The 22362-nt window shown below is 76.2% G+C and carries 20 protein-coding genes; 10 read left to right on the top strand and 10 right to left on the bottom strand.

All coding sequences use genetic code 11. The features are described 5' to 3' along the window. Positions 1–125: 125 nt before the first annotated feature. Entirely contained in the window at positions 126–860 is a 735-nt protein-coding gene (locus ACFXAM_RS28180; protein ID WP_380295352.1) for a class I SAM-dependent methyltransferase, read from the bottom strand. A 307-nt stretch (positions 861–1167) separates the two neighbouring features. Between ACFXAM_RS28180 and ACFXAM_RS28175 the strand changes: the two genes are divergently transcribed. Continuing rightward, positions 1168–1803, top strand: a complete 636-nt coding sequence (locus ACFXAM_RS28175; protein WP_380295351.1) for a hypothetical protein — start codon at positions 1168–1170, stop codon at positions 1801–1803. On the opposite strand, the gene ACFXAM_RS28170 is transcribed toward ACFXAM_RS28175, so the two are convergent. Beyond that, positions 1787–2884 (bottom strand): DNA alkylation repair protein, encoded by a 1098-nt coding sequence (locus tag ACFXAM_RS28170; RefSeq protein WP_380295349.1) that lies wholly within the window; start codon positions 2882–2884, stop codon positions 1787–1789. The two genes, ACFXAM_RS28175 and ACFXAM_RS28170, sit on opposite strands and share 17 nt — an antisense overlap. A gap of 209 nt (positions 2885–3093) precedes the next feature. Here ACFXAM_RS28170 and ACFXAM_RS28165 point away from each other — a divergent pair, with 209 nt between their 5' ends. The 5 genes from ACFXAM_RS28165 (at position 3094) to ACFXAM_RS28145 (ending at position 7811) form a co-directional block, all read left to right on the top strand. Next, positions 3094–4077 carry a DUF4129 domain-containing protein gene (locus ACFXAM_RS28165; RefSeq protein WP_380295347.1) on the top strand — a complete coding sequence of 328 codons (984 nt, stop codon included), beginning with the start codon at positions 3094–3096 and terminating at the stop codon, positions 4075–4077. Then, positions 4074–4613 carry a hypothetical protein gene (locus tag ACFXAM_RS28160; RefSeq protein ID WP_380295345.1) on the top strand — a complete coding sequence of 180 codons (540 nt, stop codon included), beginning with the start codon at positions 4074–4076 and terminating at the stop codon, positions 4611–4613. The genes ACFXAM_RS28165 and ACFXAM_RS28160 overlap by 4 nt, the downstream gene beginning before the upstream one ends. 218 nt (positions 4614–4831) lie before the next feature. After that, positions 4832–5911: an AAA family ATPase gene (locus tag ACFXAM_RS28155; protein ID WP_380295344.1), complete on the top strand. Its 1080-nt coding sequence runs from the start codon at positions 4832–4834 to the stop codon at positions 5909–5911. After that, complete coding sequence (locus ACFXAM_RS28150; protein ID WP_380295343.1) at positions 5908–7296, top strand: DUF58 domain-containing protein; 1389 nt, start codon at positions 5908–5910, stop codon at positions 7294–7296. The genes ACFXAM_RS28155 and ACFXAM_RS28150 overlap by 4 nt, the downstream gene beginning before the upstream one ends. Continuing rightward, positions 7293–7811 (top strand): hypothetical protein, encoded by a 519-nt coding sequence (locus ACFXAM_RS28145; protein WP_380295342.1) that lies wholly within the window; start codon positions 7293–7295, stop codon positions 7809–7811. The genes ACFXAM_RS28150 and ACFXAM_RS28145 overlap by 4 nt, the downstream gene beginning before the upstream one ends. A 192-nt stretch (positions 7812–8003) precedes the next feature. On the opposite strand, the gene soxR is transcribed toward ACFXAM_RS28145, so the two are convergent. Next, positions 8004–8507: a redox-sensitive transcriptional activator SoxR gene (soxR, locus tag ACFXAM_RS28140; protein WP_380295341.1), complete on the bottom strand. Its 504-nt coding sequence runs from the start codon at positions 8505–8507 to the stop codon at positions 8004–8006. A 54-nt stretch (positions 8508–8561) separates the two neighbouring features. Here soxR and ACFXAM_RS28135 point away from each other — a divergent pair, with 54 nt between their 5' ends. Together ACFXAM_RS28135 and ACFXAM_RS28130 are read left to right on the top strand one after the other, a co-directional pair. After that, positions 8562–9263, top strand: coding sequence for a transketolase (locus tag ACFXAM_RS28135; RefSeq protein ID WP_380295339.1), 702 nt, complete (start codon positions 8562–8564; stop codon positions 9261–9263). A 22-nt stretch (positions 9264–9285) separates the two neighbouring features. Beyond that, complete coding sequence (locus ACFXAM_RS28130) at positions 9286–10179, top strand: transketolase family protein (RefSeq protein ID WP_380295337.1); 894 nt, start codon at positions 9286–9288, stop codon at positions 10177–10179. A 7-nt stretch (positions 10180–10186) separates the two neighbouring features. Here ACFXAM_RS28130 and treZ read toward each other — a convergent pair whose 3' ends face one another. The 4 genes from treZ to glgX form a co-directional block, all read right to left on the bottom strand. After that, a complete protein-coding gene (gene treZ / locus ACFXAM_RS28125; protein ID WP_380295335.1) occupies positions 10187–11905 on the bottom strand; it encodes a malto-oligosyltrehalose trehalohydrolase in 1719 nt (572 codons plus the stop codon). Then, the gene (gene treY / locus ACFXAM_RS28120) at positions 11902–14451 is read right to left on the bottom strand and encodes a malto-oligosyltrehalose synthase (protein ID WP_380295334.1); all 2550 of its coding nucleotides are present in this window, start codon (positions 14449–14451) and stop codon (positions 11902–11904) included. The genes treZ and treY overlap by 4 nt, the downstream gene beginning before the upstream one ends. A gap of 80 nt (positions 14452–14531) precedes the next feature. After that, entirely contained in the window at positions 14532–15278 is a 747-nt protein-coding gene (locus ACFXAM_RS28115; protein ID WP_380295332.1) for a hypothetical protein, read from the bottom strand. 101 nt (positions 15279–15379) lie between these two features. Further along, a complete protein-coding gene (gene glgX, locus ACFXAM_RS28110; RefSeq protein ID WP_380295330.1) occupies positions 15380–17527 on the bottom strand; it encodes a glycogen debranching protein GlgX in 2148 nt (715 codons plus the stop codon). A 489-nt stretch (positions 17528–18016) separates the two neighbouring features. Between glgX and ACFXAM_RS28105 the strand changes: the two genes are divergently transcribed. After that, a complete protein-coding gene (locus tag ACFXAM_RS28105; protein ID WP_380295328.1) occupies positions 18017–19297 on the top strand; it encodes an SAV2148 family HEPN domain-containing protein in 1281 nt (426 codons plus the stop codon). Between the two features lie 167 nt (positions 19298–19464). On the opposite strand, the gene ACFXAM_RS28100 is transcribed toward ACFXAM_RS28105, so the two are convergent. After that, on the bottom strand, positions 19465–19716 hold the full coding sequence (locus ACFXAM_RS28100) for a hypothetical protein (protein ID WP_380295326.1): 252 nt from the start codon (positions 19714–19716) through the stop codon (positions 19465–19467). Positions 19717–19986: 270 nt separating this feature from the next. Between ACFXAM_RS28100 and ACFXAM_RS28095 the strand changes: the two genes are divergently transcribed. Beyond that, positions 19987–20688, top strand: coding sequence for an exonuclease domain-containing protein (locus tag ACFXAM_RS28095; RefSeq protein ID WP_380295324.1), 702 nt, complete (start codon positions 19987–19989; stop codon positions 20686–20688). On the opposite strand, the gene ACFXAM_RS28090 is transcribed toward ACFXAM_RS28095, so the two are convergent. Both ACFXAM_RS28090 and ACFXAM_RS28085 read right to left on the bottom strand, forming a co-directional pair. After that, positions 20660–21544, bottom strand: a complete 885-nt coding sequence (locus ACFXAM_RS28090) for a DUF3592 domain-containing protein (RefSeq protein ID WP_380295322.1) — start codon at positions 21542–21544, stop codon at positions 20660–20662. The two genes, ACFXAM_RS28095 and ACFXAM_RS28090, sit on opposite strands and share 29 nt — an antisense overlap. 31 nt (positions 21545–21575) lie before the next feature. Next, positions 21576–22362 (bottom strand): polysaccharide deacetylase family protein (locus ACFXAM_RS28085; RefSeq protein WP_380295321.1); only part of this gene is annotated, 787 nt, incomplete at its 5' end.

Here is a 22362-nt window from a genome sequence, read left to right as displayed (position 1 = left end):
GTTTTCGGCGCGGTCACGCGCGGCGCCGCTCGCGAGGGGGCCCGCGCGCCCCCGGGGGCCCCGGCCCCGCGGGGCCCCCCCGCCCCCCGCCCTACTTCTACCCCGGGCGCGCGCCCGCGCAAGCCTCACCCGGCGGGCGGCCTGCGGAACAGCGCGGTGAGCAGCACGGGCAGCCCGAACAGTCCGGACCCGGGCTCCTGCGGCACCATCGGCCGGATCTCCACCTCGGTGAAGTCACCGAGGATCCAGCGGAGTTCGTCCGGGGTGAAGGCGAGGCCGCCGTCCAGCCGGCCGGTGCGGTACAGCTCCGCGTCGGGCAGCTCCGAGCCCATCTCGCCGGCCGCGAAGCAGGTCAGGCCGAGGTGCCCGCCGGGCGCCAGGACCCTCTGCAGCAGCGCGAGGTAGCTGATCCGGCGGTGTGGGGGGAGGTGGTGCAGGCAGCCGGAGTCGTACACCAAGTCGTACTGGGGAAGGGGGAGTTCGACGGTGAAGATGTTGCCGTGGTGGAACCGCGGGGCGACGCCGGCCGCCCGGGCGCGCTCGCCCGCCCAGGCGAGGGCGGTCGAGGAGAGGTCGACGGCGTCCACCTCGAACCCGCGCCCGGCGAGGTGGACGGCGTTGCGCCCGGCCCCGCAGCCGAGGTCCAGCACCCGTGCGCCGGGGGCGAGCAGGCCGCGGTCGAGGTGGGCGACGAGGTTCTCGTCGGGGTCCGCGACGAAGAACGGCCGCCCGGATCCGCGGTCGGCGTAGAAGTCGTCCCACCAGTCGGCGGCCCGGTCGGTCCAGCGGTCCGCCTCGGGGGCGAACAGCCCGTCGAGCAGGGCGAGGACGTCGTCGGTGGAGCGCACGGAGCGGTTCAAGGGCGGCCCTTCGGAGGGGGGATCGGTACCGTCGAGCCTAGGTGTTCGCGGGCCGCCGATCACCCCCCGGACGGGCGCCGGGAAAGGGCTTGTGCGGGGTGGCGGGTGCGGCCGACCGGGGTCGGGCGGCCTCCCCCGCGAGTGGGGTCCGCCGGTCGCGGGCACCCCGGCGGGGGGCCGGGAAGGGCCCGCCGGGCGGTGCGGCCGGGGTGCCGGAACGGGCCGCGCAGATCAAGGTTCGGTCTCGCTTCGCGCCGGGGCGGGTAGCGTCGGCGGTATGACGGACGGTGGTATGACGGACGGTGGTATGACGGACGGTGGTATGACGGACGGCGTGCTGCGGGTGGTGCTGATCGGGGGCACGTCCCACACCGGGAAGTCGACCGTGGGCCGGGTGGTGGCGGAGCGGCTCGGCTTCGAGTACCGGTCGACGGACGAACTGGCGCGGCACCCGGGCCGCCCGTGGCCGAGTCCGGGGTGGGAGGTGCCGCCGCACGTCGCCGAGCACTACCGCACGCTGTCGGTCGAGGAGTTGATCGCCTCGGTGCTCGACCACTACGCGCGGCTGCGGCCCCGGATCGAGGACCTGGTCGCCCGGCGGGCGGCGGACGCCGACGGGCCCGGCCTGGTGCTGGAGGGCTCGGCCCTGTGGCCCGCCGCGGTGGCCCCGCTGGTCGGCCCCGCCACCGCCGCGCTGTGGCTGACCGCCGGGGAGGCGGTGCTCCGCGAGCGGATCCGGCGCGGCGGGCGGTACGCGGAGGCGGACGAGGACGGACGGCGCCTGGTGGACGCGTTCCTGGCCCGCAGCGTGCGCTACCAGGAGCTGATGTCGGCCGAACTGGACCGGCTCGGGCTGGACCGGCTGGACGCCGCGAGCGGCCGCACCGTCGGCGAGTCGGCGGGCGCGGTCCTCGCGGCGGTGGCCGTCAGAGACTCAGGGTGAACGAACCCTCGCCGTGGCGGCGGCCGTTGACCTGGAGCTCCAGCAGGTGCACGCCCGGGTGGTAGCGCCGGGTGCTGATCGGCTTCACGGGGTGCCGGCGGGTGGCCCGCCAGGTCTCGCCGGGGGCGAGGGAACGGGTGGTGAGCTTGAAGACCTTGGGCGTGCGGCCGCCGTTGGCCTTCACGTGGTGCACGACGTAGTCGATGACCACACTGGTGCTCTCGTCATGGGTGTTGGTCACCGCGTAGTCGAAGACCAGCTCCTCGCCGAGCGTGATCCCGGCGGTGCGCACGTGCGGGCCCTCGACGGTGACCGGGGCGTCCGGGCGGTGGCCGAGCAGGGCGAGCGCCTCGGGGTGGCCGGCCTTGACGAGGGTGCGCAGGCCGTGCCGGACCAGCGCGAGGGTGGTCGGCGCCGGGTCGGCGAGCCAGCGGGCGGCGGTCCCGACGGCGGTGGCGGGGTGGTCGCGGCTGATGTCGTTGAGGTGGTTGGCGACCGAGCGGCGGACGTACTCCGAGGTGTCCCGGTACAGCGCGTCGAGCAGCGGCACGGCGGGCGCCGGGTCGGCGATCAGCGCCGGGAGCTGCGCCGCCCACGGCAGCCGGGGCCGGGTGCCCTCACTGGCGAGCCGGCGGACGTGCGGGTCCGGGTCCCGCGTCCACCGCGTCATGACGGCGAGCGCGCGCCCCTGGTCGGCGCGCAGGAACGGGCGGACGGCGCTCTCGCAGGTCAGCCGGGGGGTGAGCGCGGCGAGCAGGGCGAGCGCGGGCTCGAAGGCGTCCAGTCCGCGCACGGCCACCGCCTCGCCGACGGGGAAGGTCATCCAGCCGGTGAACTCCTCGTCGCGCAGGGCCTCGTACAGGACCCGCTCGAAGGCGGGGTAGCCGGACGGGAGGTCGGCGAGCACGGCGTCGCGGACGGCGGCGACGCGTTCGCCGAAGCCCAGCCCGTCCAGGGCCGCGCCGCACCGGTGGAGGGCGTCCGTGCCGAGGCCGAGGCCGTGGCCGTGGCCGGCGCGGGCCAGGCAGCGGGCGAGTGCGGCGACGGTGTCCGGGTTGAGCATCTCGGCGGCCGAGGGCACGCGGCGGTCTCCTTGGATCTCGGTGGCACGGTGGCGCGGTGGCGAAATGGCGCGGTGGCTACGGACGCTACGCGCTCACCGCCCGTCCGGCACCTCGCCGTGCCGGACGCGCTCCGCGCCGTCCGGGAAGAGGGATGACAGCGGGACCGTGGGTGTGCGACGCTTCGACGCGCGTTCGTCGAACGCGCGCGCGGGGACCCGGGGGTTGCATGACCGAGAACGTGTCGCCGGACGGGGCCCGGCGCCGCCGGGCCGGCGGGGGAGCCGCCACCGGCCGGACGGTACCGCTGCTGCTGATCGGCGGTGGCCTGCTGCTCGCCGCCGCGGCCCTGCGCCCGGACGGCGGCCTGCTGGGGACGCCGGGCGACCCGCCGGTCGCCGGACTCGGCTACGTGGGGCTGATCGCCCTCGGCTGGGCGGGGATCGTCGGACGGTTCGCCGCGCGCTTCCGCGAGGAGGTCCGCCCCCTGGTCGGTCCGACGCCGCGGGCCGAGCGCCTGCGCGAGGCGGCGGTCGTGCTGCTGGGCGGCGCCGCCGTGCTGGTCCCGGTGCTGATGTTCGTCCTGCACAGCCGCACCCGGCCCGAGCGGGAGGAGCGCGAGGTGGTGGAGGTGCCGCTGCCGGAGATCACCCGCTCGCCCCCTCCGGAGGAGAACGACGGGCCGGCCGACGGCACGCCCCTGCTGGCCCTGCTGCTGTACGGGCTGGCGGCGGTCCTCGTGGTCCTCCTGGTGGTGTCGCTGGTCCGGCTGCTGCGGGGCCTGTACCGCACCCGGCGGCGGCCTCGGCCGCTGCCCGCCGTCGACGGGGTCGCTTCCGAGGAGGACGTCCTCGCGGCGGCCGTCGCCACCGGGCTGCGGTCCCTGCACGGCGCCGACGCCCGGGCCGCCGTGATCGCCTGCTACGCCGCGATGGAGGGCTCGTTGGCGGCGTCCGGGCTCGAACGGCGGATCGGCGACAGTCCGGCGGAGCTGCTGGAGCGGGCCGTGGCGGACGACCGCGTCGACCGCGCCCCCGCGTACGCGCTCACCGAACTGTTCCGGGAGGCCCGGTTCTCCTCCCACCCGATGGACGACGGACACGTCCGCCGGGCCCGCGCCGCCCTGGACACCATCGCCGCCCGCCTGGCCGCGGCGGGCGGCGAGCAGCCCGCCGCCGACCGTCACGCCGCGCCGCCCCGGAGCCACCGATGAACGCCGAGACCGCCCGCCGCACCACCGGGGCGCCCGAGGACGGGCCGGGACGGATCCGGCCCGGCTCCGTCCGGCACAGCCTCGGCGAACTGGCCGTCACCGCCGTGCTCGCCGAGGTGGTGCTCGGTCTGGTCGGCGGCCTGCCGGCGGTCGGTGCCGGAGCGGTCCTGATCGCCGTCGCCGCGCTCCTCACCGGCCGCTACGTCGCCGGCGGCGGGATCCTGGACGTGGGCCTGCGCCGTCGGCCGAGACTGCTGGACGCGCACGAGCCCGGCCTCGCCGACTGGCGCTGGACCGTGCGCCAGGGGCTGGTCCCGGACGGCGACGCCCAGCCGCTGCGCGGCCGGCTCCAACGGCTGTTCGCCGCACGGCTGTCGGAGGCCCACCAGGTCTCGCTGACCGCCGACCGGGACCGGGCCGCGGAGCTGATCGGGCCGCGGCTGTGGCCCTGGATCGACCCGGCCGGCGAGCCCCCGGCGCCGGCCCTCCCGCAGGACGTCCTGCTGGCGCTCGTCGACCGGCTGGAGTCCCTGTAGCGGCCCGGCCGGACCGGACGCGCCGATCCTGCCGACCCGCCGGATCCGGCCGATCGCGCCGGCCCTGTCGTCCGAAGCCGACCGGCTCCGCGTCGTCCTGGCAGTCCTGCCCGCTCTGCCCCCTCTGCACGCTCTGTCAGCCCGACCAGCTCTGCCCGCCCGACCAGTCCGATCAACAGGCCGCAGCCGCCCGGCCCGACCGTCCCGTCAGGAGAACCATGACCGCCGTCCCGCAGGCCCCCGCCGACCCGAGCGCCGATCACGCGGCCCAGGACGGGCCCGGCGCGCTGACGCCGCAGCAGGCCGGGGACCGTGCCCGCGCGGTGCTGAAGGAGATCGAACGCGCCGTGGTCGGCAAGCCCGAAGCGCTGCGGCTGGTGATGCTGGGCATCGTCGCCGGCGGCCACGTCCTGATCGAGGACCTTCCCGGCCTCGGCAAGACGCTCCTGGCCCGCTCGTTCGCGACCACCCTCGGCCTGGACTTCCGCCGCATCCAGTTCACGCCGGACCTGCTGCCCTCCGACGTCACCGGCGCGCCGTTCTACGACCAGCACAGCGGCGAGATGGTCTTCCGGCCCGGCCCGCTGTTCACCCAGCTGCTGCTGGCCGACGAGATCAACCGCACCCCGCCGAAGACCCAGGCCGCGCTGCTGGAGGCGATGGCCGAGGGGCAGGTCTCGGTCGACGGCGCCACCCGCCGCCTCCCGCAGCCCTTCGCGGTGATCGCCACCGCCAACCCGATCGAGTACGAGGGGACCTACTCCCTCCCCGAAGCGCAGCTGGACCGGTTCCTGCTCCGGGTGCGGATGGGGTACCTGTCCACCGGCCTGGAGGCCGCGATGCTCCGGGCCCGGCTCGACCGGTCCGCGCCGGAGGCGGTGCTCGACACCGTCAGCAGCCCCGCCGAACTGCTCGCCGTGCGGGCCGCGGTCGAGCGGGTCGAGGTCGACGACGACCTCGTCGACTACGTGATCGCGCTCGTCGACGCCACCCGCAACGATCCGCAGATCCAGGTCGGCGCCTCGCCCCGGGGCGGCCTCGCGCTGGTGCAACTGGCCCGGGCCCGCGCGATGCTGGAGGGCCGCGACTACCTGACGCCGGAGGACGTCAAGGAGCTCGCCGTCCCGGCCCTGGCCCACCGCATCACCCTCAAGCCGGAGTTGTGGGTGCGCCAGATCGACGCGGACGAGGTGGTGGCCCGGGTGGTGGCCACCGTCCCGGCGCCGCAGACGCTGCCGCGCGTCGCCGGGACGGGCGCCGGGACGTCCACCGGGAGCGATGGGGACGGCGCGCGGTGAGCACGGCCGAGCCGATGACCGAGCCGTTGGCCGAGCCGGCCGTCGAGCCGGTGACCGCTGCCGATCCGGTGACCGCCCGCATCGTCGCCCGCAGCGCCCGGGCCTCCGCGGAAGGCCTGCCCGCCACCCCGCCCTCGCCGCACTGGCGCCCCGCCGAGCGGACCCTGCGGCTGCTCACCGTCGCCACGGTCGCCACCGCGGCCACCCTGGTCACCGGGCACGCCTGGCTGCTCGCCCTGGCCGCCGCCCCCGCCGTCCTGCTCGCCCTGGCCGCCCCGGGCGGCACCCGCCCCGCCGAACTCGCCACCACCCTCGGCGTCGAGCCGCGCCGCTGCTTCGAGGGCGAACGCATCACCGTCCGGATCGCGGTCCGGCACGACGGGCGGACCGGCCCGCTCGATCCCACCATCGCGCTGGGCCCCGGCGTCGTGCTGGAGGCGCTGACCGTGCGCCCCACCGGTGTCGACCTCGGCCTGCGCGCCGACAGCTGGGGCCGCTGGAGCCTGGGCACCGTGGACATCGACGTCCACGACGTCGGCTCCCTCGCCCGCCGCACCCTGCGCACCGACCTCGGCACCGCGGACGTCTTCCCGGTGCCCGCGACGGCCCGGCTCACCCCGATCCCGGTCCGGCTGCCCGAGCGGATCGGCGAGCACACGACCCGCCACGACGGCGCGGGCGTCGAGGTGACCGGCGTGCGCCCGCACGTCCACGGCGAACGCCAGCGGCGCATCCACTGGCCCTCCACCACCCGCCGGGGCAGCATCCAGATCAACCAGTTCGCCGCCGAGCGGGCCTCCGACGCCGTCGTCCTGCTGGACACCCTCGACGACATCCACGACCCGGTCACCGGGCTGTCCAGCCTGGACGAGAGCCTGCGCGCGGCCGCCGGACTGACCCGCGCCTACCTGCGCCGCCACGACCGGGTCGGCCTGGTCACGGTCGGCGGCCGGCTGCGCTGGCTCACCGCCGCCACCGGCGACCGCCAGCTCTACCGGATGGTCGAGAGCGTGCTGGAGGTGCGCCAGGACCGCGTCCACCGCGGGCCTGCACTGCCCCGGCTGCCGCTGCCCGCCCTGCCGGGCCACGCCCTGGTCTACGCGTTCACCCCGCTCACCGACCAGCGGATCCTGGAGGTGCTCGGCCGCATCGGCGACCACGGCAACCCGCTGGTCGTGGTGGAGATCCCGGCCGGCGAGCCCGTGGTCGAGCCGGACGACGAGGTGGGTGCGATCGCCCTGCGGCTCTGGCGCGCCGAGCGCGAGGCGATGCGTGCCGCCCTGCGCGGGCGCGGCGTGCCGGTCGCCCGCTACGTCCCCGGCGAGGCCCTGGACCTCGCCCTCGCGCCGCTGCTGCGCCGCCGGATCGCGGGGGGCTCCCGATGACGAACCGGTGGGAGAGGGTCCTCCTGTGCGTCGTCGCCGACGCCCTGCTGCTGGCTTCGGCCGGGGTCGGGGCCGACGACGGCGCGGCCGCCCTGGTCGGGCCGATCGGACTGGTGGCGCTGCTCGCCGTGGCCACCTGGGCCGCCCCGCCGCCGCCCGAGCCGGAACGCCGCCCCACCACCGCACTCGCCCGGCTGGCCACCCGCCGCACCACCGTGCTGGCGACCGGCTGCGTCCTGCTCGCCGCGATCGGCGAGCCCGGCCTCTGGCGGGGCGCCGCCGTGGCGGTGCTGCTGACCGCCTACCTCCTGCTCGTCGACGCCTTCGGCCCCGGCCGCCGCCGCCCGCACCGCACCCACGCCCTCGCCGCCCTGGCGGCCTCGGCCCTCGTCCTCCCGGTGGCGCTCACCGACACCGGAGCGGGCGAGTGGTCCCGCCCGGTGGCCCTGCTCGGCATCCTGGCGGCCGCCACCGGCCTCGGCCTCGCCCTGCGCTCCCACGACCGGACCCCCTGACGACCGCGGCGACCCCGGCGCAGGAAGTCGGCCACGCCGACTTCCTGTGCCGGCCCGGCTCGTCGGCACGGGTTCCCTGCGCCCCGCCGGATGCATCCGGCGGGGCGCAGGGAAGTGCTCGGGCCCGGGCGGGGGTGTCGCCGGTGAGGCCGTCGGCGACTTCGATGCAGAGGAAGAGGTCCGGGGGAAGGGTCACTCCGTGAAGTCGCCCGCCGTCGGTTCCGGGCCGGTGGCGGGGTCGCGGGTCAGCAGGTAGCGGGCGCCCGGGCCGGCGGCGCCGGCGCGGTCGGCGGCGTTGTAGAGGGCGCAGCGGGTGAGGGAGAGACAGCCGCAGCCGATGCAGCCGGTGAGCTTGGCCTTCAGCCGCTCCAACTCCGCGATCTGCTCGTCGATCCGGCTCTGCCAGGACTGGGCGACGCCGTCCCACTCGGTGCCGCTGGGGGCGCGGTGCTCGGGGAGGCGGTCCAGGGCGACCTTCGCCTCGTCGAGCGACAGGCCGACCCGCTGGGCGGCCCGGACGAAGGCGATCCGGCGCAGGGTGCCGCGGGTGTAGCGGCGCTGGTTGCCGGTGGTGCGGGTGGCGTGGATCAGGCCCAGCTTCTCGTAGTACCGCAGGGCGGAGGCGGCGAGGCCGCTGCGGTCGGCGAGTTGGCCGATGGTGAGGAGATCGTGCCTGCTGGGACCGTGGGCGCTCATGGGGTCACTGTAGCGCTTGACTTGAAGTCGACTTCAAGTAGCAGCATCGAGGGCATGAAGACGACGACCCCCGCCCCCCTCGGCTTCGCCGAGCTGCCGGGCCTGATGGCCCTGATGACCGGCGACGAGAAGCACGGTCCGGCCGCCACCTCCACCCTGGACGCACTGTGGGTGCTCTACGACCGCGTCCTGCGGGTCACCCCGGCCACCGCCGACGCGCAGGACCGGGACCGCTTCCTGCTCTCCAAGGGCCACGGCCCGATGGCGTACTACGCCGTCCTCGCCGCCAAGGGCTTCATCGACCCGGCGGTGCTGCCGAGCTTCGGCGCCTACGACTCGCCGCTCGGCCACCACCCGGACCGGATGCTGGTCCCCGGTGTGGAGATCAGCTCCGGCTCGCTCGGCCACGGCCTGCCGATCGCCGTCGGCACGGCACTCGGCCTGCGGGCCCAGGGGCTCGCCGACCCGGCGGTCTGGGTGCTGATCGGGGACGCCGAGTTCGACGAGGGCTCCAACCACGAGGCGGTGGCCTTCGCCGGGGCCTACGGGCTGGACCGGCTGCACGCCCTGGTGATCGACAACTCCTCCGCCACCCACGGCTGGCGGGGCGGCATCGCGGCGCGCTTCGCCGCCGAGGGCTGGTCGGTGGAGACGGTCGACGGCCGCGACCACGAAGCGCTGTACGCCGCGTACACCGTCGAGCACCCGGGCCGCCCGCGGGTCGTGGTGGCCCGCGTCGAGTCGAAGAACTCCTGAGCCGAAGAGAGGCACCAGAACCGTGGAAACCATGCGCGAGCGCTTCATCGAGACCACCTCCCGGCTGCTGGACGAGGACCCGCGCCTCGCCGTCGTCCTGGCCGACATCAGCGCCGCGAGCTTCGACGCCGCCGCCGAGCGCCACCCGGACCGGCTGATCAACGTCGGCATCCGCGAGCAGCTGCTGATCGGCGCCGCCGCCGGACTGGCCTTCACCGGGCTGCGCCCGATCGCCCACACCTTCGCCAGCTTCCTCGTCGAACGCCCCTTCGAGCAGGTGAAGCTGGACCTCGGCCACCAGGGCGTCGGCGCCGTGCTGGTGAGCGCGGGAGGCTCGTACGACTGGCCCGCCGGCGGCCGCACCCACATGGCGCCGGGCGACGTCGCGCTGCTGGACACGCTGCCCGACTGGACGGTGCACGTGCCCGGCCACCCGGACGAGGCGGAGCAGTTGCTGCGCCACGCGGCGGCCGACGGCGACCGCAAGGTGTACGTCCGCCTCTCCGACCACCGCAACGAGCACGCCACCGCGATCGAGCCGGGCCGCTTCACCGTGGTCCGGCGCGGCAGCCGCGGCACCGTGCTCGCGGTCGGCCCGATGCTGGACGCCGTGCTCGCCGCCACCGGGAACCTGGACGTCACCGTGCTGTACGCGGCGACCGTCCGGCCGTTCGACGGCGCCGCGCTGCGGGCCGCCACCGAGGCGAACGCGAACGTGGTGCTGGTCGAGCCGTACCTGGCCGGGACCTCCGCCCAGGAGGCGCACGAGGCGCTCGCCGACCGCCCGCACCGGCTGCTGTCGCTCGGGGTACCGCGCGGCGAGCACCGGCAGTACGGCTCGGTCCCGGAGCACCTGGCCGCCTACGGCCTGGACGCGCACGGACTGCGGGACCGGATCGCCACCTTCGTCCAGTGACGGCCGGTCACACGCGCTGGATCGCCACGGAGTCGGGGGAGAGTGTGAGGCGCCGTCCGGTGGACTCGGTCCTCCCGAACGCCGCGACCACCTCCCCCTCCCGTGGCAGCGCGACGGCCGCCGCGCCGAGGTTGACGGCCACCCGGTAGGGGCCCCGGTGGACCACCAGCCATCCGGCGGCCTCGTCGGTGTCCACCCGCACCGCCGCCAGGTCGGGATCCGACAGCTCCGGGCAGGCCCGGCGCAGCCGGATCAACTCCCGGTACCACTCCAGCAGTCCGGCGTGCGGAGCGCGCCTCGGCTCGGTCCAGTCGAGGACGGAGCGCAGCACGGTGGCCGGCTCCTGCGGGTCCGGCACCGCCTCCGCCGCCCAGCCGTGTTCGGCGAACTCCCGGCGCCGGCCCCGGCGGACGGCCTCGGCGAGGTTGGGGTCGGTGTGGTCGGTGAAGTACTGCCAGGGGGTGGCGGCTCCCCACTCCTCGCCCATGAACAGCATCGGCGTGAACGGCGAGGTGAGCACCAGCGCGGCACCGCAGGCGAGCCGGCCGGGGGAGAGGCTGGTGGAGATCCGGTCACCCAGGGCCCGGTTGCCGATCTGGTCGTGGGTCTGCAGGTAGCCGAGCAGCCGCTCCCCGTGCGCGGCCGGGAACGGCCGGCCGTGGTGGCGGCCGCGGAACGAGGACCAGCTGCCGTCGTGGAAGTAGCCCCGGGTCAGGGTCCTGGCGACGGCGGCGAGCGGGGCGGCGGCGAAGTCCCCGTAGTAGCCCTGGGATTCGCCGGTGAGGGCGCAGTGCAGGGCGTGATGGAAGTCGTCGCTCCACTGGGCGGCGAGGCCCTGTCCGCCGGCCTCGCGCGGGGTGGTGGTGCGCGGGTCGTTGAGGTCGGACTCGGCGACCAGGAACAGCGGGCGGTTCGTCGTCACCGCCAACCGGTCGACCTCCCGGGCGAGTTCCTCCAGGAAGTGCACGGCCCGGTCGTCGGCGAGGGCGTGCACGGCGTCCAGCCGCAGGCCGTCGATCCGGTAGTCGCGCAGCCAGGCGAGCGCGCTGCCGATCAGATAGCCGCGCACCTCGTCCGACCCCGGTGCGTCCAGGTTGACCGCCGAGCCCCACGGGGTGTGGTGGCGGTCGGTGAAGTACGGGCCGAACATCGGCAGGTAGTTGCCGGCCGGGCCGAGGTGGTTGTGCACCACGTCGAGCACGACGCCGAGGCCCTTGCGGTGCGCGGCGTCGACGAAGCGCTTCAGGCCCTCCGGTCCGCCGTAGGGCTCGTGCACGGCCCAGAGCGAGACGCCGTCGTACCCCCAGCCGTGCTTGCCGGGGAACGGGCAGAGTGGCATCAGCTCCACGAAGTCGATGCCCAACTCGACGAGGTGGTCCAGGCGTTCGGCCGCCGCGTCGAAGGTGCCGGCGGCGGTGAAGGTGCCGATGTGCAGCTCGTACAGGACGGCTCCGGCGAGCGGGCGCCCGCGCCAGTCGGTCTGCGACCAGTTGAACGCGGCGTGGTCGACGGCGCGGCTGGGGCCGTCGGGGCCGTGCGGCTGCCGGGGCGAGCGGGGGTCGGGCAGCGGGCGGCCGCCGTCCAGCACGAACGCGTAGTCCCCGTCGGGTGCCTCGCCGTGCCACCACCCGGCGCGGGCGTCGTCCCGGGCCAGCGGGTGGTGGGCGCCGTCGACGGCCACCTCGACCCGCTCGGCGGCGTACGGCGCCCAGACCTCGTGCCTCATGCGGCGCCCCTCCTGGTCAGCAGGGCCACCGGAAGGTCGGCCATCAGGTCCTTCAGCCGGACGGGGCCGGAGGCGAACCGGCGCGAGGTCAGCGCGTCCGTCCACGCGTCCCCGGCGGGCAGGTGCAGTTCGGTGCCGCGCCAGCCGCCGGCGCGGGCGAGTCCGTACGGCAGGCGGGTGACGGCGGTGAGGACGTCCGGGCCGCGCCCGAAGGCGAGCAGGTGCCCGGCGGCCGGGCCGACGGCGGTGAGCGGCCGGTGGGTGCCCAGCGGGTGGGCGCGGCGCAGGTGCAGGGCGGTCGTGGTGAGGTGCAGCTTCTCGCGCGCGAGGTCGCCGGGCCGGGCGGTGGCGGAGTCGGTGAGCCGCACGGCCAGCGCCCCGAGGTCGACGGCGCGCCGGTTGTCCGGGTCGACCAGGGTGTACAGCGGCTCCTCGCTGCCCTGGTAGAGGTCGGGCACACCGGGCACGGTGAGGTGCAGCAGGGCGGCGGCCAGCGTGTTGGACCGGGCGTACGGGGCGAGCGCGGCCACGTACCCCTCGATCCGGGGGAGCAGCCCGGGGTGGCCGAAGACGGCGTGCACGCGGTCGGCGAGGGCGCGTTCGAAGCGGACGTTCTGGGTCGTCCACGAGGTGTGGAGCTTGGCCTCCCGGGCGGCCTTGAGCACCGCGGCGACCAGCCGTTCGGGGGTGGCCGGCCAGGCGGCGACCAGGGTCTGCCAGAGCAGCCAGTCGCTGTCGGGGTCGAAGCGGGCCCCGGCCCCGCCCCCGCCCCCGGCCCCGCCCCCGCCCCCGGCCGCGGTGGACCAGGCGGCGGCCTCGGCGGCCCAGGCCTCGGGCTGCTCGGCCAGGACGGCGAGCCGGGCGCGGGCGTCGGCGCTGCGCTTGGTGTCGTGGGTGGAGAGCGCCGTCATGGTGTGCGGCCAGTGCCGTTCGACGTAGTGGCACCAGGCGTGGAAGTCCTCCGGCCGCACCCCGGGCCGGGCGGGCTCGCCGCCGACCTCGTTGAGGCTCAGCAGCGCGTTCCACCGGTAGAAGGCGGTGTCCTCGACGCCCTTGGCGGCGACGGCGGCGGCGGTCTGCGCGAAGCGGACGGCGAACTCGTCCTGCTCGGGGCCGCGCCCGAGCGCGCCCTCGGCGAGGGCGGCGACGAAGCGGTCGGTGGCGTCGGTGGGCTCGCCGTCGGAGGCGAGCGCCTCGTGCAACTGGGCGGCGGAGGCCTGCGGCAGCGGCTCCCCGGGCCGCGCGTAGGGCCGGTAGGCGGGGTAGCCGGTGAGCAGCCGGCGCAGTGCGGCGCGCAGCCGCCACGGCGGGTGGTCGGCGTGCACCGGGTCGGCGGCGCCGAGCCGGACGGCGAGGCGCACCAGCCGCTCCACCTCGGCGGCCAGCTCGCCCTCGGGCCCGGTCATGTCGGCCCGCCCGCGCCGGGCGGCGGCCAGCGCCGGGTGCGGGTCGGCGCAGGGCTCGCCGCCCGGGGGAGCGCCGGTGAGGAACGCCTCGTACGCCCCGGCGAGCCGGCAGGCGCCCGCGTGGTCGGTGAGCACGCCGTCGATCCGGCGCAGCGCGTCGTAGCCGGTGGTGCCGGCGCACGGCCAGTCGGCGGGCAGCCGCTCGTCGCCGGTGAGGATCTTCTCGACGACCGTGTACGTGCCGCCGGTGGCCCCGGCGAGCCGCTCCAGGTAGCCGCGCGGGTCGGCGAGCCCGTCCGGGTGGTCGATCCGGAAGCCGTCCAGCACGCCCTCGCGGTGCAGCCGCAGCAGCACGCCGTGAGTGGCCTCGAACACCTCCGGGTCCTCGACCCGGACCGCGATCAGCTCGTTGACGGTGAAGAACCGCCGGTAGTTCAGCTCGGTGCGGGCCAGCCGCCACCACGCCAGGCGGTACCACTGGCGGGCGAGCAGGTCGGGCAGCGGGAGGTGCTCGGTGCCGGGGCGCAGCGGCAGCACGTGGTCGTGGTAGCGGAGCGTGTCGCCGTCCACGGCGAGCTGGTCGAGGACGGCGCCGAGCCGGTCGCCGAGCAGCGGCAGCAGCACCCGGCCGTGCCCGGGGGCGTCCGGCGGTCCGGGCAGGGCCTGCCAGTCGATGTCGAACCAGCGGGCGTACGGCGAGTCGGGGCCGTCCCGCAGGACCTGCCAGAGCGGCCGGTTGAGGTGCTCGGGGGCGGGCACGGCCATGTGGTTGGGCACCACGTCGGCGAGCAGCCGCAGGCCGTGCCGGTGCGCCTCGGCGGCCAGCGCGCGCAGCGCCGGCTCGCCGCCGAGCTGCTCGGCGACCCGGCCGTGGTCGACGGTGTCGTAGCCGTGGGCGGAGCCCGGCACGGGCTCCAGCAGCGGGGAGAGGTGCAGGTGGGAGACGCCGAGGGCGGCCAGGTAGGGGACGGCGGCGGTGGCGTCGTGCAGGGTGAAGCCGGGCTGGAGCTGGAGGCGGTACGAGGCGCTCGGCACGGTGGCGGGGGCGACGCTCCGGGCGGTGGTCGGCCGGCGGGAGGGGTCGAACGACGGGACGGAGGCGGCCGGGCGGGGCTGCGCGGGCTCGGCGGCGTTGGTCATGCCTCCATGCCTACCCGGCGGGGCGCGGGGGCAAGACCCGTTGCTGATCCGAACAGGTGAGCGGTGGGCGTCGGGGGTGCTCAGCGGCCCCGGCGCCGCCACCCCCGGGGCACCGTGAAGTAGCCCGGGCGCTGCGGGCCGCCGGCCCCGGAGCGGGACAGGCGCAGGACCAGGCCCCGCTCGGCACGGGCGGCCTCCACCAGGGCGGCGGCCGCCGGGTCCCGGGTGTACTGCGAGAACGCGCTGTTGAACATCGTCGCGTTCGGCTCGGCAACCGGCGGCCGGTCCGGCTCGTCCCAGGTCAGGGTCGTGCCCAGGGCGTACAGCCGGGGGCTGTCGCGCGGCGAGCCGTCCGGATGGCGGCCGCCGTGCCGGTAGTACGAGAGCGCGTCGGCGACCGAGCCGGGCGGGTGCGGTCGCCGGGGATCGTGGTACAGCCCGCTGCCCCAGTCGGCGACCTGCGCGGCGTCGATCCGGCGCAGCAGCTCCGGGACGTCCAGGGCGGTGGCGAAGTAGGCGGTCGCGGCGAGCTGGCAGACCAGCTCCAGCCGGCGGCCGGGGTCGAGCCCGCGCTCGGGAGTGATCCGGCGGTCGTCCACCTGGGTGACGACGTGGACCACCCCGTCGACCGCGCCGAGCCGTGCGATCAGGCCCTCGATGACGGCGCGCTCGGCGGCCAGGGCGGCCCGCGCCTGCGGGGTGCCGGCGCGGGAGAGCACCCACCGGTACGGGGGCGGGCGGAGGATCGTCGCGTCCGCGATCCGGCCGGGGAGGGAGAGCAGCGTCCCCAGGAGGAACTCCGTCGCGCTCGGATGATCGCCCGCCATGCCAGCCGCCCCCTCGGTCCCCGGGTCCTTCCGGGGACCACCGTGGCCCGTGCGACGGCCGGTGCGCAAGGTCCGCCGGCGAACCGGGACACCGCCGTGGCTCAGGCGGGACGCTGCAGCACCATCAGCGAGCGGTCGGTGAGCCAGAGGGTGTCCCCGGCCTTGACCCTGGTGCCGGAGCCGGGCGGCGGCAGCTGCGGGCGGGCGGTGTCCACCACCACCTGCCACTCCTGCCCGTGCCCGGCCGGGACGGTGAACTCCAACTGCTCGAAGTGCGCGTTGAACATCAGCAGGAAGGAGTCGTCGACGATCCGCCCGCCGCGCCGGTCCGGCTCCGAGATGGCGTAGCCGTTCAGGAACACGGTGAGCGACTTGGCGTAGCTGGCGCCCCAGTTGCGCTTGGTCATCTCCTCCCCGGCGGGGGTGAACCAGGCGATGTCGGTGAGGTCCTCGTACTCGCCCCCGCCCCCGCCCTCCCCGGCGGGCCGGCCCGGGACCGGGCGGCCGTGGAAGAAGCGCCGGCGCCGGAACACCGGGTGGTCGCGGCGCAGCCAGACCATCCGCTGGGTGAACTCCAGCAGCCCGGTCCGCGCCCCGTCGTCCTGCGGCCAGTGCACCCAGGTCAGCTCGTTGTCCTGGCAGTAGGCGTTGTTGTTGCCCTGCTGGGTGCGGCCGAACTCGTCGCCGTGGGAGAGCATCGGCACGCCCTGGGAGAGCATCAGGGTGGCGAGGAAGTTGCGCTGCTGGCGCGCCCGCAGCTCCTCGACGGCCGGGTCGTCGGTGGGCCCCTCGGTGCCGCAGTTCCAGGAGCGGTTGAAGGACTCGCCGTCCCGGTTGCCCTCGCCGTTGGCCTCGTTGTGCTTCTCGTTGTAGGAGACCAGGTCGCGCAGGGTGAAGCCGTCGTGGCAGGTGACGAAGTTGATCGAGGCGATCGGGCGGCGGCCGTCGTCCTGGTAGAGGTCGGAGGAGCCGGTGAGCCGGGAGCCGAACTCGGCGAGGGTGGCGTTCTCCCCGCGCCACAGGTCGCGCACGGTGTCCCGGTACATGCCGTTCCACTCCGTCCACAGCGGCGGGAAGTTGCCGACCTGGTAGCCGCCCTCGCCGAGGTCCCAGGGCTCCGCGATCAGCTTGGCCTGGGAGACCACCGGGTCCTGCTGGACGAGGTCGAAGAACGAGGAGAGCCGGTCCACCTCGTGGAACTGCCGGGCGAGGGTGGCGGCGAGGTCGAAGCGGAAGCCGTCCACGTGCATCTCGGTGACCCAGTAGCGCAGCGAGTCCATGATCAGCTGGAGCACGTGCGGGCTGCGCATCAGCAGGCTGTTGCCGGTGCCGGTGGTGTCCTCGTAGAACCGCTGGTCCCGGGCGAGGCGGTAGTAGGACACGTTGTCCAGGCCGCGCAGCGAGAGCGTGGGGCCGAGGTGGTTGCCCTCGGCGGTGTGGTTGTAGACGACGTCGAGGATGACCTCGATGCCGGCCGCGTGCAGGGCCTTGACCATCGACTTGAACTCCTGCACCTGCTGGCCGCGGTCGCCGGTGGAGGAGTACGAGGAGTGCGGGGCGAAGAAGCCGACGGTGTTGTAGCCCCAGTAGTTCGCCAGGCCGAGGTCGCGCAGCCGGTGGTCGCGGACGAACTGGTGCACCGGCATCAGCTCGATCGCGGTGACCCCGAGCTTGGCGAGGTGCTCGATCACGGCGGGGTGGGCGACGCCCGCGTAGGTGCCGCGGATCTCCTCGGGAATCCCCGGGTGCAGCTCGGTCAGGCCCTTCACGTGGGCCTCGTAGAGCACGGTGCGGTGGTAGTCGGTGCGCGGCGGGCGGTCGGTGCCCCAGTCGAAGTACGGGTTGATCACCACCGAGTGCATGGTGTGCGGGGCGGAGTCGAGGTCGTTGCGGCGCTCGGGGGCGCCGAAGTGGTAGCCGTAGACGGACTCGTCCCAGTCGATGTGGCCGCTCATCGCCTTGGCGTACGGGTCCAGCAGCAGTTTGGCGCTGTTGTGCCGCTGGCCGAGGCCCGGGTTGTACGGGCCGTGGACGCGGAAGCCGTAGCGCCGGCCGGGCTGGACGCCGGGGAGGTAGGCGTGCCGGACGAAGGCGTCGGTCTCGCGCAGTTCGACGGCCGTCTCCGAACCGTCCTCGTCGAGCAGGCAGAGCTCGATCCGGTCGGCGCTCTCCGAGAAGACCGCGAAGTTGGTGCCGGCCCCGTCGTAGGTGGCGCCGAGCGGGTAGGGGGTCCCTGGCCAGACCTGCATGGTTCCTCGACTTCCTCACGCAGAAGGAGAGCTGACGGGCGGTCCGATGGTCGGGGCCGGACCGCGGGGCGGACCGGCCGGGGGTCGTGACGTACGGCACACGGGCGTGGCACAGTCCGCATACTCCCCGACGCCTTCCCCGACGGCGGGGCCATTTGCGCCGTGTTCGCCCGAACGGGTGTCCCCACGGCGCCCCGGGGGGTGTCACGTCACCGTCGTGGGGCTCCCGGGGCGTGTGGGGCGGACGGGACGGCCACGGCGGACCGCCGCGGCCGGCCGCTGCCGTGCTCCAACCGGCTGCGGGCGGTTCGCGGCGGGCAGTACCCTTGATCGTCCGGCCGTCCGGGGCCCGTGGCGGTCCATCAGGCGAACCGGCGGCGAACCGCCGGTGCGTCGGGCGGCGCGCCGCGCCGTCGACCGGCCGGACGGCAGGCAGACAGCTCCGAGCGGCCCCGGGCGGCTCCCAGCAGGAACCAGGTGAGGTGGCGCATGGTGTTCCCCGCCGGCGGCCGTGGCGGTGGGCCCGGCGGCCCCGACCGGGGCAGCGCCCGCAGCGAGGCGCCGACGGTGGTCATGCGGCCGGCCCTGACCGGCGGACGCTCGCTCGTCCCGGCCCAGGGCGGGCCGGTCGAGGTCCCCGCGCTCGCCTGGTCCGGCGCCGAGTGGGAGGACGCCTACCAGCGCGTCCGTCTCTCCGGGCGCGCCTACGTCTGGCTCAACCTGGTCGAGCAGCGGCTGCGCTCGCTCGTCGACGAGGTGCTGCACCCGATCTACGCGCCCGCCCACGGCGAGGACTGGGTCACCGCCGCGGCCGGCCCGGCCGGCGAGGAGTGGGCGCACCGGGCCGGCGCCGTGCGCGAGGTGAGCCGGCGCAAGGGCTACCTCCTCGACCCGGCCGACGACGACCCGCTGGTCTTCCTCACCCTGCCGCAGCTGCGCGAACTGATGGTCCAGCACTGGCCGTGCTTCGAGCCCTACCTGGCCGACCGCCGGGAGATCGAGCTGGCCCTCGACGAGCTGGAGGTCGCCCGGCACGTCGTCTCCCGCAACCGCGTCCTCACCCCGACCGTGCTCGCCCAGACCGAACGGGCCTCCGCCCGGCTGCTCGCCCTGCTCGACGGCGGCGCCGGCGCCGTGCCCGCGGACGTCGTCGAGTCCCTGGTCGCCGGCCGGTACGCGGACGTCGTCGCCGTCCACCCCGACCGGGTCCGGCTCCAGCGCGACCTGCCGGTGGAGGACCTCCTCGACGGCGCCCGGCGGCTGGACGCGCTCGGCATCGGCCTCGGCATGCTCTGCCAGAACTACACCGGCAAGCGGCTGGTGCGGCTCGCCACCGACGGCTGCCGGGTCCGGCTGCTCTTCCTCAACCCGGCCAGCAGCGCCGTCCGCCGCCGCGAGCGCGAGCTGGGCCTCGGGCGCGGCGAGCTCGGCCGCTCCATCCAGATGAACATCCTGCACGTGCGCCGGGTCCGCGCCGCGCTGCGCGACCAGGGCGGCTTCGAGATCCGGGTGTTCGACGAGACCCCGCGCTTCACCGCCTACCTGGTCGAGGGCGTGCCGTCCGCCGCCCCGGGCGCCGGGGGCCGCCGCCAGACCCGCGACCTCGGCGTCGTCCAGCCCTACCTGCGCCGGGCCCGCGGCATGGAGTCGCCCGCCCTCGTCCTGCGCGGCGGCGCCGGCCAGCAGCCGGGCGGCACGGACGCCGGGCTGCTGGAGGTCTACCGCGAGGAGTTCGAGGGCGTCTGGGCGGACTCCCGGCCGGTCTCCTGACCGCCGCCTCCCCCGGGGGGCGCTCCCGCCTCGCGGCGGAGGCGGCGGGCGCGGGGCGGCCGGGAGGGGGCCTGGACGGGGATCCCCCGCGGCGGCGTCGACGGCCCCCCGGTCGCCGCCCCCCTGCCGCATCCCCGCCGGCCCCGGCCCCGGCCGGGTGCCGCCGGTCAGGGCACCCGGACCCAGAGGTCGTCCTGGCCGCCGCCGGCCGAGCGGCACTGGGCCTCACCGGCGTAGGAGTCCCGCAGCTCGATGCAGGCCGACTTGGCGAAGCGGCCGGTCTTCTTCCAGCAGCCCGCCGCGACGCTCGCGGCGGAGCCGGTCGTGTCGCCCGCGGCGGCCTGGGCGGTGGCGGCGGTGGTGCCCAGCAGGGCGGCGGCCGTCAGGGCCGCGCCGGAGAGCAGGAGACGTGTGCGCATGTGTGCCTGTCCCTTCGTCGTCCACCCGGGGCGGGTGGGTGTCTGCTGCCACCTAATCCGCTCCGTCGTGTCCGCTTCAACAGCCCGGCCCCGTCCCGGACACCCGGACACCGCCCCGGGCCGGCCGGCCGGCGGCGCGGCGGGGCCGGCGACGGCGGTGGGGCGCCGGCTCTCCGGAGGCGGGCGCCGAGCCCCCCACCGGCCGGATTGTCGGAGGGGCGGGTGATGATAGGGGCTGCTTCGACCCAGAGGACGGAAGGACACACCCCTATGAGCTGGTGGCAGCAGCCACTGGTCGGCTTCGACCTGGAGACCACGGGCACCGACCCGGCCGTGGACCGCATCGTCACGGCCGCCCTCGTGGACACCGTCGGGGACCGCCGGCTGGGCGCCACCGGCTGGCTGCTCGATCCGGGGGTCCCGATCCCCGCCGAGGCGGCGGCGATCCACGGGATCGGCGACGACCTGGCCCGGGCCAAGGGGCGGCCGGCCAAGGAGGCGGTGGACGAGATAGCCGCGGCGCTGTGCGAACGCCTCGCCGACGGGCGGCCGGTGGTCGCCTTCAACGCGCCCTTCGACCTCTCGCTGCTCGACGCCGAGCTGCGCCGGCACGGCCTGCCGGTGCTCGCCGAGCGCCTCGGGGGACCGGTCGCGCCGGTGCTCGACGCGCTGGTCATCGACCGCGCCGTGGACAAGTACCGCAAGGGCTCCCGCACCCTCCAGCGGGTCTGCGAGGTGTACGGCGTCGAGCTGACCGACGCCCACGAGGCCGGCAGCGACGCGCTCGCCGCCGTACGGGTCGCCGTCGCCCTCGCCGAGCGCTACCCCGAGCGGGTCGGCGACCTCCCGCCGGCCGAGCTCCACGCCCGCCAGGTCGACTGGCACCGGGCCTGGGCCGAGGACCTCCAGGCCTGGCTGCGCCGGGGCAAGGACCCGGAGGCGGTCATCGACCCCCGTTGGCCCCTGCGCTGAGCCCGGTCCCCAGGAGGCGGGCCTTGGCGGCGGTGAACTCGGCGGTGTCGAGGGCGCCGTCGCGGTGGAGGGCGGCCAGGCGTTCCAGGGCGGCGACCACCTCCAGGTCGGGGGCGGGAGGGGCGGCGTCCTGCGGGGCGGCGGTGAAGGAGACCCGGGTGTTCTCCGGGTCGGCGGGGTCGTAGCGGACCTCGGCGGGGCCGCCGCGGCGGGGGGTCACGTGGGCGGGGAAGGTGTCGGTGACGGTGGCGGTGCGGGGGGCGCCGTCGGTGGTGGTGAACCCGACGGTGACGCGCAGTTCGGGGAGCTCGGCCGAGACGGCGCCGGTGGGGACGAGGTCGGTGACCCGGGCGGGGACGGTGATGCCGTACTGCTCCAGGCGGCCCTGCTGCTCGGCGCGGTGCCGGGTCTCCAGCCGGAAGGCGCGCCAGCGGCGGGCGCCGTGCCGGTCGAGGACGGCGGTGAGCAGGGCGAGCGGGACGACGGGGACGAGCAGCCAGGGGCGGAGGGAGCCGTCGGCGAGGGCCGCGCCGAGCAGGCCGAGGGCGAGGCAGCCCAGCAGGACGCCCCGGTCGGAGGTGGCCGAGGGCTCGGTGGTGGGGGCGTCGCCGTGCGCGGTGGTGGCGGTGGCCACCAGGCACAGCAGCCAGAGCAGGATGCCGCCGGCCAGGTACCCGGCGGTGCCGAGGCCGTTGCACCGCTGCTCGGGGCCGCAGGCGTCGGCGGCGTAGGCGCGGACGAAGCCGGTGGCGGTGAGCCATCCGGCCGTCGCGGTGAACGCGGAGATCAGGACGAGTCCGACGATCCGACCGCTGCTCAGGCGCGGTCCGAGGGCGGTGGGGTGATCGGTGGCCATGGCCGACGAGTCTAGAGGCTTGGCCGGAGGCTCAGTTGGCGGGGAAGTCGAAGCGGTAGCCCTGGGCGGTCAGCCAGGGGAGCAGCTGCCGCAGCGCGGCGACGGTCTGGGTGCGGTCGCCGCCGCCGTCGTGCAGCAGGACCACGCCGCCCGGCCTGAGCCGGTCCTGCACGGCGGAGACGATCGCCGTCGTGCCCGGGCGGGACCAGTCGCGCGGGTCGACCGACCAGCCGAGCGGGCGCAGGCCATGGTCGGCGGCGATCGCCCGGTTGTCGGGGGTGAACGCGCCGCCCGGGGCGCGGAACCACCCGACCTCGGTGTCCGGGCCGCCGGCCTGGACGATCATCCGCCGGCCGTCGGCGATCTCCTGGACGGCGCGGTCGTGGGGGAGCGCGGCGAAGGGCTGCGGGTGGTCCACGGTGTGGTCGCAGAGCCGGTGGCCGGCGGCGAGGATCCGCTTCACGGTGGCCGGGTCGGCGACGGCCTGCCTGCCGATCAGGCAGAACGTGGCCCTGGCGCCGTACTGGGCGAGCAGGTCCAGCACCTGGCCGGTGGCCGGGCCGGGGCCGTCGTCGAAGGTGAGCGCGACGGTCCGGCCGCCGGAGGCGGTGGAGCGGACGACGGGGGCGGGGGCGCCGCTGCCGGGGGCCGTGGCCGTCGGCGGGGCGGCCGTCGGCGGCGGGGTGGAGGCCGGGCTCGGGGTGGGCCGGGGGGCCGGAGCGGACGGCGCGGACGGCGCGGGCGCCGGGGAGGCCGGGGCGGAGGTGCTCGGCTCCGGCCGGAGCGCGCCGTTCGCGGTGCCGCAGGCGGCGAGGGCC

It is taken from the genome of Kitasatospora sp. NPDC059462, assembly GCF_042749955.1.
Lineage (GTDB): Bacteria > Actinomycetota > Actinomycetes > Streptomycetales > Streptomycetaceae > Kitasatospora.
The sequence above is the reverse complement of the archived record's forward strand: the minus strand, read 5'-3'. Positions and strand labels throughout refer to the sequence as shown.